General features: G+C 49.9%; 18 protein-coding genes and 1 tRNA gene. 9 read left to right on the top strand and 10 right to left on the bottom strand.

All coding sequences use genetic code 11. The features are described from left to right. Positions 1-96 precede the first annotated feature (96 nt). A complete protein-coding gene (locus AC50Y3_RS11155) occupies positions 97-747 on the top strand; it encodes a YktB family protein (protein ID WP_494818832.1) in 651 nt (216 codons plus the stop codon). 57 nt (positions 748-804) lie between these two features. On the opposite strand, the gene AC50Y3_RS11150 is transcribed toward AC50Y3_RS11155, so the two are convergent. After that, positions 805-1710 carry a helix-turn-helix domain-containing protein gene (locus AC50Y3_RS11150; protein ID WP_494818831.1) on the bottom strand — a complete coding sequence of 302 codons (906 nt, stop codon included), beginning with the start codon at positions 1708-1710 and terminating at the stop codon, positions 805-807. Between the two features lie 167 nt (positions 1711-1877). Here AC50Y3_RS11150 and AC50Y3_RS11145 point away from each other — a divergent pair, with 167 nt between their 5' ends. Continuing rightward, the gene (locus tag AC50Y3_RS11145) at positions 1878-2732 is read left to right on the top strand and encodes a phytanoyl-CoA dioxygenase family protein (RefSeq protein ID WP_494818830.1); all 855 of its coding nucleotides are present in this window, start codon (positions 1878-1880) and stop codon (positions 2730-2732) included. A gap of 60 nt (positions 2733-2792) precedes the next feature. Here AC50Y3_RS11145 and AC50Y3_RS11140 read toward each other — a convergent pair whose 3' ends face one another. After that, on the bottom strand, positions 2793-5795 hold the full coding sequence (locus AC50Y3_RS11140) for an efflux RND transporter permease subunit (RefSeq protein ID WP_494818829.1): 3003 nt from the start codon (positions 5793-5795) through the stop codon (positions 2793-2795). Between the two features lie 230 nt (positions 5796-6025). Here AC50Y3_RS11140 and AC50Y3_RS11135 point away from each other — a divergent pair, with 230 nt between their 5' ends. The 3 genes from AC50Y3_RS11135 to AC50Y3_RS11125 all read left to right on the top strand — a co-directional run bounded on the left by AC50Y3_RS11135 (position 6026) and on the right by AC50Y3_RS11125 (position 8541). After that, positions 6026-6781 carry an ABC transporter ATP-binding protein gene (locus AC50Y3_RS11135; RefSeq protein ID WP_494818828.1) on the top strand — a complete coding sequence of 252 codons (756 nt, stop codon included), beginning with the start codon at positions 6026-6028 and terminating at the stop codon, positions 6779-6781. Then, positions 6771-7793 carry an ABC transporter permease gene (locus AC50Y3_RS11130; protein ID WP_494818827.1) on the top strand — a complete coding sequence of 341 codons (1023 nt, stop codon included), beginning with the start codon at positions 6771-6773 and terminating at the stop codon, positions 7791-7793. Before AC50Y3_RS11135 ends, AC50Y3_RS11130 begins: the two co-directional genes overlap by 11 nt. A 73-nt stretch (positions 7794-7866) precedes the next feature. After that, positions 7867-8541, top strand: coding sequence for a TetR/AcrR family transcriptional regulator (locus AC50Y3_RS11125; RefSeq protein ID WP_494818826.1), 675 nt, complete (start codon positions 7867-7869; stop codon positions 8539-8541). Positions 8542-8617: 76 nt separating this feature from the next. Here the strand turns inward: AC50Y3_RS11125 and AC50Y3_RS11120 are convergent, their stop codons facing one another. Continuing rightward, a complete protein-coding gene (locus AC50Y3_RS11120) occupies positions 8618-9820 on the bottom strand; it encodes an MFS transporter (protein ID WP_494818825.1) in 1203 nt (400 codons plus the stop codon). 18 nt (positions 9821-9838) lie between these two features. Further along, the gene (locus tag AC50Y3_RS11115) at positions 9839-11104 is read right to left on the bottom strand and encodes an MFS transporter (RefSeq protein WP_494818824.1); all 1266 of its coding nucleotides are present in this window, start codon (positions 11102-11104) and stop codon (positions 9839-9841) included. Between the two features lie 141 nt (positions 11105-11245). On the opposite strand from AC50Y3_RS11115, the gene AC50Y3_RS11110 reads away from it, so the two are divergent. Both AC50Y3_RS11110 and AC50Y3_RS11105 read left to right on the top strand, forming a co-directional pair. After that, the gene (locus AC50Y3_RS11110; RefSeq protein ID WP_494818823.1) at positions 11246-12712 is read left to right on the top strand and encodes an aminotransferase class I/II-fold pyridoxal phosphate-dependent enzyme; all 1467 of its coding nucleotides are present in this window, start codon (positions 11246-11248) and stop codon (positions 12710-12712) included. A 141-nt stretch (positions 12713-12853) separates the two neighbouring features. Beyond that, positions 12854-13273 (top strand): DUF1885 family protein, encoded by a 420-nt coding sequence (locus AC50Y3_RS11105; RefSeq protein ID WP_494818822.1) that lies wholly within the window; start codon positions 12854-12856, stop codon positions 13271-13273. Between the two features lie 61 nt (positions 13274-13334). Here the strand turns inward: AC50Y3_RS11105 and AC50Y3_RS11100 are convergent, their stop codons facing one another. The 3 genes from AC50Y3_RS11100 to AC50Y3_RS11090 all read right to left on the bottom strand — a co-directional run bounded on the left by AC50Y3_RS11100 (position 13335) and on the right by AC50Y3_RS11090 (position 14676). Beyond that, the gene (locus AC50Y3_RS11100) at positions 13335-13634 is read right to left on the bottom strand and encodes a DUF1292 domain-containing protein (RefSeq protein ID WP_090976987.1); all 300 of its coding nucleotides are present in this window, start codon (positions 13632-13634) and stop codon (positions 13335-13337) included. A 116-nt stretch (positions 13635-13750) separates the two neighbouring features. Next, positions 13751-14317 carry a stalk domain-containing protein gene (locus tag AC50Y3_RS11095; protein WP_494818821.1) on the bottom strand — a complete coding sequence of 189 codons (567 nt, stop codon included), beginning with the start codon at positions 14315-14317 and terminating at the stop codon, positions 13751-13753. A 158-nt stretch (positions 14318-14475) separates the two neighbouring features. Next, positions 14476-14676 (bottom strand): hypothetical protein, encoded by a 201-nt coding sequence (locus tag AC50Y3_RS11090; RefSeq protein ID WP_494818820.1) that lies wholly within the window; start codon positions 14674-14676, stop codon positions 14476-14478. 172 nt (positions 14677-14848) lie between these two features. Here AC50Y3_RS11090 and AC50Y3_RS11085 point away from each other — a divergent pair, with 172 nt between their 5' ends. Then, positions 14849-15583, top strand: coding sequence for an MBL fold metallo-hydrolase (locus AC50Y3_RS11085; protein WP_494818819.1), 735 nt, complete (start codon positions 14849-14851; stop codon positions 15581-15583). A 75-nt stretch (positions 15584-15658) separates the two neighbouring features. Here the strand turns inward: AC50Y3_RS11085 and AC50Y3_RS11080 are convergent, their stop codons facing one another. From AC50Y3_RS11080 to AC50Y3_RS11070, 3 genes are all read right to left on the bottom strand, one after another. Further along, a complete protein-coding gene (locus tag AC50Y3_RS11080; protein WP_494818818.1) occupies positions 15659-15922 on the bottom strand; it encodes a DUF3892 domain-containing protein in 264 nt (87 codons plus the stop codon). Positions 15923-16051: 129 nt separating this feature from the next. Continuing rightward, positions 16052-16309 (bottom strand): hypothetical protein, encoded by a 258-nt coding sequence (locus tag AC50Y3_RS11075; RefSeq protein ID WP_494818817.1) that lies wholly within the window; start codon positions 16307-16309, stop codon positions 16052-16054. A 65-nt stretch (positions 16310-16374) separates the two neighbouring features. After that, entirely contained in the window at positions 16375-16539 is a 165-nt protein-coding gene (locus tag AC50Y3_RS11070; protein ID WP_494818816.1) for a hypothetical protein, read from the bottom strand. 146 nt (positions 16540-16685) lie between these two features. Between AC50Y3_RS11070 and AC50Y3_RS11065 the strand changes: the two genes are divergently transcribed. Then, positions 16686-16761 (top strand) — tRNA-Val (locus AC50Y3_RS11065). Positions 16762-16987 lie beyond the last annotated feature (226 nt).

Here is a 16987-nt window from a genome sequence, read left to right as displayed (position 1 = left end):
CTAGAGTAGACTAACGGAATCGGCGCGAGATTGCAAACATAGGCGGCTGCGATTATCATGAAGAAACGGCAATAATTGAAAAGGATGATGAATGAAATGGTGCTGCAAGCAACTTCGGAGGCCGCTGTATTCCCAGGCTTTTCCGCTAATGATTTTGATGTTTTCGAGGTTCCGGGCCTAGAAGCCCGCATGTCTTTATTAATTGAACGGATTCGCCCTAAGCTGCATGAGCTGGGCGAACGGCTGTCGCCTTTCTTAACGGAGCTGTGTGGCGAGCCGATGTTCCCGCACGTTGCCAAACATGCCCGCAGAACGATTAATCCGCCGAATGATACGTGGATTGCTTTCGCTCCGGGCAAGCGCGGTTACAAAATGTTCCCGCATTTCCAAATCGGACTGTTTGGCTCGCATCTCTTCGTGCAATTTGCCATCATTTACGAGTCGGATAACAAGTCGGTGTTCGCCGAGCATGCGCTGAATCAATTGGATGACATCAACAAACATATCCCTGCACATTATGTGTGGTCCGGCAATCATATGGTGCCTGGAGGCGATACACAGGGTGAGCTTGGCACAGACGGTCTTGTGCAGCTGCTCGAGCGTTTGCGCACAGTGAAAGCCTCCGAGGCGCTCTGCGGTATCATTATCGACCGTAACGATCCTCTGCTGCTGGACGGGGAAGCGTTCATTCATAAAGTGAAAGAAACATTTACAACCGTACTGCCGCTTTATAAAATGTCCTTCTAATTCGGCTACCTTCAGCTAAAGGGCTGACTCCGCGCGTTCATCTCGAACAGGACGGAGTCAGCCTTTCTCGCTTCTTCTTCGGCCAAGTCGATATTCCTGCGGCGATAGAGCAGTCCATCGCTTGAACTGCCTGCTAAACGCGCTTAGTGAGGCAAAACCAAGCATCTCGCCGATTGTCTCCACCGCATGTCTGGATTGTACTAGCAACTCCTCCGCTTTCCGCTGCTTCATCAGCCCTAAGAAGCGTTTCGGCGCAATGCCGTACACCTTCTTAAATACCTCGTTACAATGACTTCTGCTAATGAACAATTGCTTCGCGATGAGATTAATTTCCATAGCGGTACATACCGCTTCAATGAGCTTCTGTTGTATGACATGAGCCAGCTCCACTTCAGAGGCATGAAGCCGCTTCCGGCTCGCTCGTAGGCCGGCCCCCTCCTGCTGCACTGCCAGCTCAAGTGCATGCAGCACCAATCGCTGAATAGAGAGTTGAATGCCGTACTTGGCCAGGACATCGTAGTGATCAACATTTGCGGGCAATGTTGCATGTTCAGCCCCAGCGTTGGATGAACCATTTGGCTTGATGCGTCTGAGCAGCTCAGCGAACTCCACTTGTACATGTTCAACGTTCTGCGATAGATGAACATAGTTCATATTTTTCAGCACATGGATCAGCTCCGGGTCTTCTATGCCAAAATGGACAGAGAAATAGACGAAGCCGCTGTTCGATTCATTGATCGTACTGTGTTTGACGCCGGGACCGATTAACAGCCAATCCCCTGCAGACAGTACCACAGACTCTCCATGTATCCACTCTGATAGTTGCCCGCTATAGCAGTGCAGCAGCTCATAGCCGCTATGCTCATGGAGCTGATAGGACCAACCGGCATCGACTTCTCTTAAATGGCAATTGGCCACAGCGATAACGCTGCGAAGCGTATGATAGTGAAATGGAACAACCATGGATGATCGACCTCTTCATCGTGTAATGATCAATTCAATTTGTTATCGGGACTTTATATTCTCTATTCTAACGACAAATGGTCAAACTGTAACGTGTTATCGCCATAGCCGCCTCTCGTTCTATGACCGTACAATTGAATTATCAAGCGCTGAGGAGAGAAGACGCCATGCAGGTTCGTCTGAGTGAGGAACAGCTTCAATTTTATAAACGCCATCATTATGTGCATTTGCGAAATGTAGTGCCGGAACGGGCATTGGAGCTCGCAGAACGAATTATAAGCAAATGGGTGGATGATCTGGTCGAATCTTGGTATGAACAGAAGTTGATTACCGATAAAAGACAGGAGCTGGACTTTCAGCACCGCCTTGTTCACCTATGGCATGACGCAGGAAAGCCCAAGTATGGCCGGAGCCCTCGCCGCGACCTTGTGGGCAGGGACATGTACGATTTCTTGAAAGATCCTGCACTGCTCGATATCGCCCAGCAGCTGCTCGAAACGGAAGAAGTGTCCGTTCACGGCATATTCAATGCCAGACCGAAGCTGCCCGATCAGAAATGGACGGATACGCCATGGCATCAAGACGCCCAATATTACCGCGACGCCGAGAAAACCCATGTTGTATCCATATGGATGCCGCTGCAGCGCGTAACCGAGTTTAACAGCTGCCTGCAGGTCGCGCCGGGTTTCTTCGACCAAACACTGCTGGATGGCGTTATCGATGAAGAGACGAACTTTCTGGGGCTTAAACGGGAGGATGCCGCCAAGCTTACTGCTCTCTCCGTAGAAATGGAGCCTGGGGACGCGCTTTGTTTCACCCAGCTTCTCCCTCACCGAGCGCTGCCGAACAAATCCGATGCCGTACGCTGGTCCATGGATATCCGCTACGAAGCGACTGCGGTCGCAACAACGAGCGGCAAAGCACAGGGCTTCATTGCCAGAAACCCGCTTCATCCGGAAAGCGAAGCATCTTATGAGCAGTGGCTGAGCCAGTGGTCGGCAATTCCTGCCGGGAGCTACTAATTCAACGTAGAAAAGCCTTACGTCCATGAAGGACGTAAGGCTTTTCTTGTAGGACTCGTATTAAGCAGCTTGGGTCATCTTAGCAGCCAAACGTTGGCGTTTCGCTTTGCGGAAGAAGAACAGCTCATAGATACAAGGGATGATGAGCAGCGTTAGAAGCGTTGCTGCGGCCAAACCGCCGATAACCACGATAGCTAAGCTTTGCGATACGATGCTTCCACTCTCTGACGATCCGAATACGAGCGGCAGCATAGCAGAGATCGTGGCGATTGCCGTCATAAGAATTGGGCGAGCACGCGTTACGGCTGCTTCAACCAATGCTTCGCGGATACCCATCCGCTGTTCGTTCTGTTTCACGCGGTCGATCAGAACGATCGCGTTCGTGACTACGATACCGACGAGCATGAGCGCTCCGAACACCGCCGTGAAGTCAGGCGATACGTTGGATACGAGCAGGGCTACCACCGCGCCGATTGCCGCTAGCGGAAGCGAGCACAGAATGGCAAGCGGTGCACGCAAGGTTTTGAAAGTAACTACCATGATCAAGTATACGATACCGATCGCAACCAGCATGATAATTCCCAGATCAGCGAAGTCAGCCGATTGATCCGCAGATGCGCCGCCAACCGTGAACGTTACGCCTTCAGCTGCTTTAAGGGCATTCACTTGCTTCGTAATTTCTTTGCCGACGATCGACAATTGACTTGGATCTACGTCAGCTGTTACACGGACATAAGCTTTGCCATCTTTATGGTAGAACACGCTTGGCTGCTCACTCTTCACAAGCTTCGCTACGGAAGACACTTTAGCAGGACCTTGTGCCGTCATAACCAACAGCCCATTCAGGTCATTCTCGGATTTCGGATCCGCAAGCGGTTGAAGAATGACGTTTGTTACACGATTCTCGATGTTCACGGTGCCCAGTGGAATAGGATTCATCATGCCTTGTAGCTGCTGGGCAACCTCTTGGCCTTTCGACTTCAACGGATCCAATTGGAACGTGTACACAGGCTTCATTTGCTCTTGATTCGATTTGACTTTGATAACGTCTTTTACCGGTTTAATCGCAGCCATAACTTGCTCTGCACCTTTGGAGATCGCATCCAGGTCATCGCCTGTTACGTCAACCACTACTTGAGTCGAGCTTCCGCCGCCGGCGAAGTCCATTGCGCCGGCATTCAGATCGGCACCCGGGTAAGATGGACGCTGACCTTTCACATCATTGATCAGCTTCTCCGCATCCGCGCCTTCTTTCATATCAACCAAATAAGTAACCAGCGTAGGGGGAGATACCTCACCGTATTGCGCCCCATCCGCGCTGTTTCCGTTCTGCATGAGAACCCAATCAATATCGTTACGATCGTTCAGGAAAGCCTCGAGCTTACGGCCTTCTTGGATTACTTTATCTGTCGGTGTATCGCTCGAATATTCCAACGTGACGGATAAGTTCGCTGCGTTAGAGGAATCAATTGCCCCTTTAGGCATCGACATGTACGCACCAACAGAACCAACTAGCAGCAGCACTGCAATGACAAGCGGAACCCATTTATGCTGCAAGTTCCAGTTTAAGAAATTAGCAAAACGTTTGGAGCCTTCGTGTTCTTTCATCTTCGTGTTACGCAGCAGCGTAGCGCTGAGAATCGGTACTACGGTTAGAGCAACAAGCAAGGATGCAAGAAGCGAGTAGGTTACGGTCAATGCGAATGGCAGCAGGAACGCTTGAAGCGAACCGCGCAGCAGCCCCATTGGCAGGAATACAGCAACGGTTACCAGTGTCGAAGACGTAATCGCCGTCGCTACTTCTTTCGTAGCCTCCATGACAAGACCAACCGAGAAGGATTCCTTCTGCAGGCGGCGATAGATGTTCTCGATGACGACGATACTGTCGTCCACGAGACGGCCGACCGCGACCGCCACACCGCCGAGCGTAATGATGTTCAGCGTGACGCCGGATACTTGCAGCAAGTACAGGGTAATACCAAGCGAGAGCGGGATCGATACGATCGTCACAAGCGTGGCTCTCAAATTACGCATGAACAGCAGGATGACGACTGTAGCGAACAGTGCGCCCATCAATACTTCGCGAAGCATCGAGTTTACGGAATGAACAACTTGTTCCGAAGTGCTCGAAAGGACTTTAATTTCGACGCCTTTCATATCCTTGTTCAGGCGGTCGACTTCTTCTTGAACGCCGTCGCCGACTTTAACCGCGTTAGCATCAGCTGTTTTGGAAATCGTAAGCATGAGGACATTCTTGCCATCTAGGCTGCTGATGCTCTCTTGCTCCGTTTGAGCTTCCACTTTAGCAACGTCGCCAAGTGTCACGCCTTCTGCAACCGGAAGCTTGCGAAGTGTATCGATATCGTTAATATCCGCTTCAACGTTGATGTTACCGGATGCGCCGTCGATTGTTTTCTCGCCAATGGAAGCAGCAACGCCGCGGCCTTGAAGCACGCCCATCAGGGAAGCGAACGGAACGCCTTTCTCTGCCAGCTTAGCCGAATCCGGAATGACCGAGATGTTCGGGTTCGACTTGCCGCCAAGCGATACATCGCCTGCGCCATCTACTTTCTTAAAGGCATTGATCAGCTCTTTCTCCACTTTCTCGCGCTCTTGCGCCGCTACACCATCCAAATTAATGGATACCCACGAAATTGGGATCATGGAAGTGTTGAATTGTACAACATACGGAGTCATCACGCGCTCCGGCAATTGAACCGAACGAATCGCAGCTTCAACTTCCGCCTTCGCTTCTTTCATGTTTGTTTTCGAATCGAATGCTAAGTCGATTTTGGAATATCCGTTACCGGAAGACGACGTCATGAGGCTTTTGCCTTTCACGAACTGAACCGCTTCCTCCAGTTTGGCGGTTACCTCGGTTTCCATCGATTTGGCATCATAGCCAGGTCCGATCGCTGCAACGGTAACCATCGGATTATCAGCTTCAGGCAAGAACTCCATCGGAAGCCTAAAGTAACTGATTACCCCCATCACGAGTGCCATAAGCACTACGAGTTTCATTGCGGCCTTATTGTTAAAAGCCCATTTTGTAATAAACTGCATTTCTACCTTTTCCCCTTTCATATGGTTCTCCTCAGAACTCCTTGTTAAAGAATACCTTTTTCCAATAGTTGATGTAAACGTCTGTAGACCAGTATTTATCCCAGACCTAAGACGGAGGCGGAAGTACGCCTTTGGACAAAATGAGTGATTACTCACTTTACAGAAAGACATTTGGAGCGGTAAGATAAATGTGAGTAATCACTCATTTTCTAACGAGGATGTGATCCCAAATGACTAGTTTATCAACCTCAGCCCTGCCGGTAGTCGACGTGCGCTCAGTTACCCGCCGATTCGGCAGCAAGACCGTTCTGGACAACATTTCTTTGCAAGTAGAACGCGGCGAATTGTTTGGCCTGCTTGGTCCTTCCGGGTCCGGCAAAACCACGCTGATCAAGCTCATCACCGGTATAGACAAAGCCGACGGCGGCTCGGTCTACATGCTTGGCGAGCAGATGCCGAAGCTGGCGATGCTTCAGCGCTTCGGCTATATGGCACAGTCCGATGCGCTGTACAACGAGCTAACCGCTAAGGAGAATCTGACGTTCTTCGCCTCCTTGTATGGACTTAAAGGGCAGCATATGATGCAGCGTATCGAAGCTGCTATGACGATCGTCAATCTCCAGGATGATTTGAATAAGACGGTTGCCGCTTATTCAGGCGGAATGAAGCGGCGATTGTCGCTCGCGCTCTCCTTGCTCCACGAACCGGAGTTGCTTGTTCTCGATGAGCCTACAGTCGGCATCGACCCCGTCTTGCGGCAGTCGATCTGGAAAGAGCTTGGCGAAATGCGCAAGCGCGGCACGACGATTGTCCTTACGACGCATGTCATGGACGAAGCGGACAAATGCGATCGGCTCGGGCTCATCCGAGATGGCAAGCTGACCGCGCTCGGCACTCCGGAAGCGATCAAAGCAAGCAGCGGCAGCGCGACGATCGAGGAAGCTTTTATCGCTTATGGCGGAGGTGTCGTCGTCCATGAGAATTAGAGCGCTTGCCATTCGAATCATTCGTCAATTTGTACGTGACAAACGGACGCTGGCCCTTCTGTTTCTCGCTCCGCTTCTTATTCTTACATTAATGAAGCTTGTATTTAACGGCAACACGGTTGAACCTCAGATCGGTGCAGTCCAACTCCCGGCCGCACTGGTTGAGCGACTTGAGAAGGCGGATGCCGAAGTTACGACTTTCGATAACGCAGCGGCTGCTGAGCAAGCCCTCCAAGACGGTGATTTAGACGCGGTGCTTTCGCTCGGCAGCGGTGGAAAACCTGCAATTACGCTGGAAGGAAGCGACCCTGCCTCAAGCAAAATGGTGCTGCTCCTGCTGCAGCGCATGATGGGGGCTGATATGCCTGCTGTTCAACCATCGATTAGTTATTTGCACGGCAGCGAGGATATGGCCTCCTTCGATTCCTTCGGTCCCGTATTGATCGGCTTCTTCTCGTTCTTCTTTGTTTTCATGTTAGCCGGCGTATCCTTCCTGAGAGAACGAACAAGCGGCACATTGGAACGGCTGCTCGCTACTCCGATTCGGCGTTCTGAAGTCGTGCTCGGCTATTTATCCGGTTTCGGCCTGTTTACCCTGCTTCAAGCCGCTCTGATTGCTTGGTTTGCGATTAATGTATTAGGGCTCTATATGGATGGGTCGATTTGGCTCGTGCTCATGATGAACCTGCTATTATCGTTAACCGCGCTGACGCTCGGAACGCTCTTGTCTTCTTTTGCAAGCAATGAATTCCAAATCATTCAGTTCATCCCGCTCGTGGTTGTGCCGCAAGTCTTCTTCTCGGGCTTGTTTAATTTGGATTCCATGGCTCCTTGGCTGCAGAAGCTAAGCACCATTATGCCGCTCTATTATGGCGCGGATGCCATGCGGGGCATTATGATCCGTGGCGAGGACTGGAGCGATATTCAGCTTGATGTTTATGTGCTTGTAGGGTTCTCGGCTGTCTTCGCCTTGCTTAACGTCCTTGCCCTGAAGAAACACCGTGCCATTTAATCCGATCTCACTTCTGTGATATCATCAAGATTAACGAATCGAACGTGGTGATGGCCTGAAGGAGTTGTCCGTGATGAATGGGAATGAAACGATAGAACAATGGGTGGAAGAGCTGCTCCGAACCGATAGCGGCGGGGAGAAAATGACCGAGAAGCAGGCGAAGATTCTGCAATCTGCGATTGAGGTGTTTGCCGAGAAAGGGTTCGCAGGCTCCTCCACCAGCGAAATTGCGCAGCGTGCCGGTGTCGCTGAAGGTACAATCTTCAGGCATTACAAGACGAAGAAGGATTTGCTCCTCTCCATCGTGGCGCCTGCGATGACCAAGCTGATTGCCCCCTTCGTCCTGCGCGGCTTCAATAAAGTACTCGATGCCGATTACGAGAGCTACGAAGGTGTCATTCGTGCGATGATTGAGAATCGGATCGAGTTTATTTCGAAGCACCGTAATATCTTGCGGATATTGATGCAGGAAATTCCGTTTCATCCGGAGCTGCAGGAGCATTTTCAACGCGATGTTCTTGCGAAGGTGCTCAGCCGTCTTCAGAAGCTCGTAACGCAATTCCAAGCAAAGGGGCAAATGGTCGATCTGCCTTCCATGACGGTCGTGAGATTAAGCATTTCAACGATCATAGGTTATGTTGCCGTTCGAACCTTCTATGGCGAACGCAAAGATGCCGTATGGGACGATGAGCGGGAACGTGAGGAGACGATTTCGTTCATTATGCGCGGTCTCGGTATATCCAAATAATCGAACCGAAAAAGCACCTGTATCAGCTATGCCCTAACGGCGGCCTGATGCAGGTGCTTTCTATTGGTATCGTTTGTTATCGTTGTGAGACCGATTTGGCTTGTTCCACCGAAGAGCTGTCGAGTAAGCGGAACCGAAGCAGCAGTGTAAGCGCCGCTAGCGACAGCAGTCCCCCGGCTACATAAGGCAGGGTCAAGTCGACTGTAAATAGGAACGCTCCGAACAGCGGGCCGACGATCCGTCCCAAACTGTCCATGGACGAGCTTAGTCCTGATGCGACACCTTGTCCGACCGTTGTCTTCTGCGTAATCAACGATGTCACGCAAGGACGAATCAGCGCATTGCCGATTCCGAAGATCGCCAGATAAATCGTCGAGCTGAGCAGCGAGTGTGCAGTAACCATTAGCAGAAAACCGACAGCCGAAATGATAAGGCCAGCTGTGATGTACATCGGCTCTTGGCCTTTGCGAATCCGTCTACGGACAATTCCGCCTTGGACCAGCGCACCGACAAGGCCGCATACGAGGAACATGACGCCTACTTGAAGCGGAGTAACATCGAACCGCTTCATGCCGAACAGCTGCAGCGTCGCTTCGAGACCTGCCAGCGATAACGATACGATAAGCGCAAGTACATATAAGTATTTGACCGAGCCTGTAAAAGCACTCCAGCGCGATGGTCTCGCTTCGCTCGTCCCTTGTCTCATGTCCGGCGTCAGCGATTCCGGAAGCTTCGTGACCGCGATCAGGAACGTTACGAGCGCAAGTGCGGCTGCGGCAAAGAATGGCGTATTCTGAGAGACGAGGCTAAGCAAACCGCCGAAGCCGGGTCCAATTGTAAAACCAAGGCCGATCGACATACCGACGAGCCCCATACCACGTGTCCGTTGCTCCGGCGGCGTTATATCCGCAACATAAGCTACGATTACAGACGTTACCGCTCCGGAGAATAAGCCTCCAAGCAATCGCGATGCATACATAATCGGCAGACTACCGTCTGCGATGCCGAATAATAGGAAACTGGCCGCAAAGCCGAGGACACCGGTCAGAATGACCGGACGACGTCCGATTCGGTCCGACAGTCCGCCCCACAGTGGCGATAGCAGAAAGGATACCGCTGAATATACGGAAAGCATCATGCCCGTATGAAATTCTACCGATCCCGGACTCGCTTTCTTAATAAGCTCCGGTAAAACCGGAATAATAATCCCAAACCCGATAAATGTCGTAATAAGCATAACCATTACTATGCCAAGTCGTTTGTCTTTGTTTTGTGTCATTTTGTTCCCTCCACCCCATCATCGTACCACATCTGCTTTATGTCTTGTTATGAACAAATGAAGAACAAACAAGAGAAGCAGAACGGCGCCGCTGACCAGAAAAGGAGAATGAGGACCGAGCATATCCCATAGCTTGCCGGACATAATGCTGCCAAACACCATACCAAGACCTTCAATTGTTAAGAAGAACCCCCATACTGCTCCACGTTCCGATTTGGGGATCGCTTGCGCGATCAACGCGTTCCAAGCCGGAATGATACACGCATAGCCCAGTCCGACAAACGTCACAATGAGCATGACCAGCGGCAATGATCGGGTGTAACCAAGGATAGACAACGAAATGGCCGCCGTTAGAAATCCGACATGAAGAAACCATTTTGTGCCGAATCGATCTACCCATTTACCAACCGGAATCAAACCGACAACTGTGACCGCACCGCCGGCTACGAGATACAGACTGTACTGCTGCGGAGTAAGGTGCAGGACAGTACGGGCATACTGCGTCAGAACAGGCGTAAGAAGCCCGAGCGCAAAATTCTGCGTAAACATCGCCGGATACAGCAGCTTGCTCGCATGCAGGGAACTGCTGACCTTGGCAAAATATCTGCGAATCCGCACCCGCATCGAGACATGCTCTTCTGCCATTTCAGAAGCTGCGGCAACAGGCGCTTCTTCCCGATTCTCCAGCTCCATCGACCGTTTCTTCCCCGGCAGCAGCAGCGCAACGATAATAACAACAATCATCATTCCGATTAAAATTCGAAAGGCAGGCGCATACGTGTGCACGATGAAGAAATTAATAACGATCGGGCCGCAGCCAACTCCCGTAAGCCAAGCCATGTAGACGACACTCATAATCGTACCGCTCGACTCATTGCCGGCAACCGTCGTTGCTCCATTAATAACGCATGGCCATAGCGGCGATGTCCCGATCCCCAGCAGCAGACAGGCAACTACAATCCAGCCCATACCGTGCATATAGGAAACGATCAGCACCGACGCACTCGTGAACAAGACGCCGAAGAGCATGACATAGCGGTAACCTATACGGTCAATAATCCAGCCAAGCGGACTGCGAAACGCGTTATCGCCGATATATTGCAGAGCAAGTGCCCATCCTACCGCATAGGCTGACAAATGGAGCACTTCCCTCATATAAACAGGGAGAATCGAGACGAGCAAAGCACCCTTCACGAATTCAACCAAATACATAATAATGAGCAGCTGGACGACGAATGGTGACGACAAAACCTTTTTCCCTGCCCAGCCCTTACCGATACTCATGTTCGTTCCCCTTTTCTGCTCATAATTCGTGTTGGCCATGTAGACTCTAGTCTCAACAAAAATGTTGCTTGCAATCCCCCCTAGTTTTGCTATACTCAACTTTGTTTGTTACAATCCACACGAAAGGCTGGGATGAATGCTATGGATCATACCCGGACTCCGCTGTTTAGCGCATTGCGTACTCACGCGGCCAACAACCCTGTACAATTTCACATTCCCGGACACAAAAAAGGAGTAGGGAGCGACGCTGAGTTTCGCGAATTTATTGGAGACAACGCGTTGTCGATTGACCTTATAAATATTGCTCCGCTGGATGATCTGCACCAACCGACCGGCGTCATTCAAGAAGCCCAAAAACTGGCAGCCGATGCTTTCGGAGCTGATTATACCTTTTTTTCGGTACAAGGAACAAGCGGCGCGATTATGACCATGATTTTGACGGTCTGCAGCCCAGGCGACAAAATCATCGTACCGCGTAATGTTCACAAATCCATCATGTCGGCAATTATTTTTGCCGGTGCGCGCCCTGTCTTTATTTCGCCGGCCCGCGATTCCAATCTTGGGATCGATCACGGCATCACCACGCGTTCCGTTAAACGCGCGCTGGATCGTCACCATGATGCAAAGGCTGTACTCGTCATTAACCCCACTTATTATGGAATCTGTGCGGATCTGAAGGAAATCGTCGAGCTCGTACATAGCTACGATATCCCCGTGCTTGTCGATGAAGCGCATGGCGTGCTCATTCACTTCCATGAGAAGCTGCCAATGTCTGCGATGCAGGCGGGTGCCGATATGGCGGCAACCAGCGTTCACAAACTGGGCGGTTCCATGACCCAAAGCTCGGTTCTGAACGTGAAAAGCGGCAGAATCAATCCGCAGCGCGTACAAACGATTATTAGTATGCTGACGACGACATCGACTTCTTATATCCTGCTTTCCTCGCTGGATACATCACGCCGCAATCTAGCCATTAATGGCCATGATATTGCGGAGAAGGCGATCTCCTTGGCTCAGTTTGCACGTACTGAAATTAACAAGATGCCCGGCCTATATTGCATCGGTGAAGAAATTCTCGGTGACGAAGCCACCTATGACTACGATCCGACGAAGCTGGCTATCCATGTCCGCCATCTAGGAATTACCGGATACGAAACCGAGAACTGGCTGCGCGATCATTACAACATTGAAGTTGAGCTCAGCGACATGTACAACATTCTCGCACTCGTTACACCTGGCGATACTTCCGACTCCGTTGGCACGCTGCTTACAGCGCTGCGCGATCTCGCCGAGCAGCATCAAGGAAACGAAGCCAATGAGCTCGTCGTCAAGATTCCGGAAATTCCACATCTCTCTCTGACGCCGCGTGAAGCTTTCTACGGCCAGACAGAAGTTGTCCCGTTCAAAGAATCCGCCGGCCGGATCATCGCTGAATTTATTTATGTGTATCCGCCGGGCATTCCGATTCTTCTGCCGGGTGAAGTGATCTCGCAAACGAATATCGATTACATCACCGATCATGTGGAAGTCGGCCTGCCGGTGAAAGGTCCCGAGGATCGCAGTATTCAATTCGTGAAAGTTATTTTCGAAGAAGAGGCTATTACTTAGTTCTCTATAAGTCAAGTCCTCAGTCCCCGCTCTCTTAACCAAGAGCAGACTGGGGGCTTTTTTGTATCTCTGAAGACTCGCTTTTGGCGGTTATTGTCAATCCTTTTTCAGAATGCTATGATGTGGAAGGGGGTGGGCAAAATGGGTCAAAGCGCTTACATTAAATTCGTGCAAGGTTCAGCAGTTGAACGTCTCAGCCTCGATGAGGTGAAGGAAAGGCTTGGCCGCTACCGGGAACAAACCTCGTTAACCGGCCGTCAGCTTGGATGGGACTACACCGAATCCGCTTTTCCCTACACGGTTGAAACGAAGCCGGGAGAAGAAAATCGTTGGTTCTACTTGAAAGGCACTTCGCCGCAATACAACTACATCCTATTCGGAGTCGGTACACAGGAAAACGGTGATCAGAGCATCTCGCACGTGCAGGTTGTGCTCCCCGATACCGCGACACACGGCGACAAATCCAAAGCCAATGAGCTTTGCAAATATTTTGCCAAGCACTTGAAGGCTGAGCTAACGATGTTTAACGGCAGAACCATTTACTATAATCCGCGTAAATAACGAAAAAACTCCGAAGCCAAGGCGGCATCGGAGTTTTTCTCTATTTTGCATATACGCTGTTTTATGCTTCGTTCTCGCTCTTCGCGATTTCTTCATAAATCTTCGTTACGCGTTCCCACTCTGCATCATCTTCGATGCCAACCAAGAATGCTTCGCCGTCCTCTTCTTCAATACGGAAAATAACGCCGTCAGCTTCCGGATCGTTGCGGTCCAGCAATACGGAATAAACTTGCTCTTCGGATTCAAACGTAAATACCATGACCATTTCACGTTCAATGCCTTCCTCGTCCGTGACAAGGAATACGTGTTCTTCGTGATCATGATCGTGGTTGCAATTCTCGTCGTGCACGTGATCGCTCATTGTATACCCTCATTTCCATTAATGATTCATTTCCTTCGTATCGTAACATGGAACAATCTCAGGGTCAAACGAAAGCGCCGCATCCTGTGGGAATGCAGCGCCATAGATAAATTCTATTAAGCTTTTGCCGTAATCGTTTTCTCGGAAACTAATTTCCAATCGTCGGTGCTGGCTACTTTCATGTAAAACCTAATCGTGTATTTGCCAGCGGTATCGAACGTATAATTGAAATCATCGGTACGGTACCAGAAGTTGTCTTTCTCGATCGAGACGCTCTTCGCCTGAATTAATGTTTCCGTATTCTGCGGATCCACGATCGTCACTTTCACTGCGGAAATATCCGTTAACAGGTTGTCAATTTGGGCAAACACTTTGAATGAGATGCGGTTGCCTTTCGTGACATTGCCGAAAATTGTGGTGTCCTGGAATAGGAACATGTGTACATTTGGCTTATACAAAGTAACCTTCTTCGATGCCTCATCCCAATACACAATGGATTGCAGCGTATTCGCCACTTGGCGTACTGATAAGTATGTTTTGCCGTCAGTAAAAATCCCCGCGTCGTCTAGCTCATTTCCGTTCACGATAACCCGCACCCGTTGAGAGGCGGAATCCGCAAAGAGCATAGTGCCGCCCCACAGCGACAACACCAACGTCAACATGAGAAGCCTTCTGAACTTCATGGTAGCAAACCCTCCGTCCGTAATCTGGATGTATGGTTATACTCTCCAAGTCGTCCAAAGTTGCGCCACTTCACAAAAATTTTTCCTTACCAAAACCTGTCATATTATGTTGAAACATGCGCTTGCCTGGGAAATAATGAAGGGAAATAGAGACCGATTTACACGTAGGTCCGCGTCAAAATGCACGGTACGCCTTTCCCCATTGCTCCCGGCTGCTTCATGCTCTCATAATAACGCATCCCTCTTGCGCAAGGGGTCTTGCATACTGCACATGTGTCCGAAAGTACAATCTTCAGCACTGCCTGCTTCCGGTCCGAAGCGCTTTTCTTCTTCTTGACGACTTTACCTTTAGGAGCCATATTGATCCGCACCTGCCTATTTTCGCATTCCGTTCATAGCTATCGTATGAACGAATGGGCACCTGTGTGCATGGCTGAAGTGTGCTAGATCGCGGAAGCAGATTAGCAAGGTTTTCCTTTTCATTTTTAAGCAGAAATGATAAATTGAATAGTAACGTACAGCTTAGGGAGGATGTCCCGATTGGATATTCAGATGCTCGGCACGGGCAGCGCATTTGCCAAAACCTATTTCAATACAAATGCGCTATTTTATACAGATCGCCATACCCTACTGCTTGATTGCGGCACAACCGCGCTGCTCTCGATGCATCAGCTTGGAAAGTCCGTTAACGAGATCGATGCCGTACTCATCAGCCATATTCATGCCGATCATATCGGCGGCTTAGAAGAGTTCGCCTTTCAAATGAAGTTTGTTTATAAACGCAAGCCGAAGCTGTTTATCCATGAATCGCTGGTCAACTCCTTATGGGAAAGCTCCCTAAAGGGCGGTCTGCTGCAGGATGAGTGCGCAGCGCTTGAGGATTATTTCGAAGTCATTCCACTTCAAACTGAGGTCAGAACAGAACTGCTACCCGGATTTGTAGTGGAAGCGATACATACCGAGCATATTCCGAATAAGCGAAGCTACTCCTTCCTAATTAATGAGAATTTCTTTTATTCGGCGGATATGAGGTTCAATCCTGACCTACTCGAACGACTGGTCAAGCAAGGTGTTCAGCATATCTTTCATGACTGCCAGTTGAAGCCTCCGGGCGTCGTGCATGCAACCCTCCAAGAGCTGCAAACGCTGCCCGACTACATTCAAGAGCGCATCTGGCTGATGCATTACGATGATAGCAAGCCGAAAGATCTGGATAGGGACGGCGTCATGCGGTTTGTTGAGCAGCATAAGCGATACACCTTCTAATTGGCTATAACGATAATAAGCCCGCTGCAGCGCAGCGGGCTTTTCTTGCATTATCTCAGACTGACTTAGCAGCGGTTAGAAGTTAGGCAGTTGATCCAGATTGTTGGTCGGATCGCCATCTGCATCCCCTCGAAGGTAATGCTCGCCGTCTTTTCCTTTAAATACATTCACGCCGGCAATTGTACCGTTATTCGCTTCTTCCAGCGCTTGCTCGTAATTAAGCACGCGGCCTGAGGAAGTCTTAAATGCCATTAAATCTCCATCGCCGTTCTTCTGTGCCGCAACGAATGTCTCAGCTGCACTGCTCGTTTGTTCATTTTCGTTCTCCGGACTAAACATGTTTGTATTCCTCCTCCTCTACGCTTGCATAGCGCTCAAGTAGGATGGCTCATTCTCTCTGATAATATACACCTGCGAGCTTCGGCGCAGCCAAAAAAATCCGGAGTGCCCAGGCGGGCACGGCCGGATTTATGGGTTGTTTTCTTCACGTAACGGAGGTTTCTGCTGGCGCGAATTCGCCGCACCCGGTAAAGCCGGAGTCATATCCTTTGGTTTGTTAGGTGAATCGTAGACCTCACCGAACACGGATCGCGTTGTTGGATAAACCGTACCTAGCACGTTTTCCTGGTTGACGACCTTCATGGTCGAGACCGTGTCTGAAGCATGTTGCTGTAAGCACCCGGAACAAATCAATAAACCAATAACAGCTCCAATTGCTTTCCTCAACTATACCACTCCCTATGGCTTTACCATTTTGGGAATAGTATACCCGTGCTGTCACCAAAGCAAACTTAACGCTTGGATTTCAGTTCCGGCGGCAGCTTTCTTCTCCACACAAATGCTTCATCATAAGCGACTGTATCATGGATCACCATCTTTGCCACACACACGCAAACCGTACCGACGATACCGAACAAGCCTACCAACCACACCGCCAAATGGGCAGCTTCCGCCACTAGACAACCCGCCTCTCCAAAGATTAAGCTTGAGTACACCTTATGCAGGTTTACAGTAAATTAGACTATTTTTTTGCGAATACTTGTTGACATCTTATTTGCCGTTTGATATATTAATTCTTGTCACTAACGAGGCAACACTATATGATCTGGTAGCTCAGCTGGGAGAGCACTATCTTGACAGGGTAGGGGTCACAGGTTCGAACCCTGTCCAGATCACCATAATTCAAACGCACAAACCCGCGGAAACGCTGGTTTTTTTTGTTGTTTCAGAACAGACAATTTCTCGAGTACAGCCCGCTTCATATAAACTGATGTAATAAAATCATTAGAAGAGTCTTTTTCAATATTGCAAGTATCGCAAAATCCAGGTCAAACATGAAAAGGGATCCTCGGTCAATACGGAGGATCCCTTTTTTCAGACGCTACGAGAGCGTCTAATTTTTTA

The sequence above is a fragment of the Paenibacillus sp. J22R98 genome (assembly GCF_059383835.1).
This window is presented reverse-complemented; position numbering and strand designations above follow the sequence as displayed.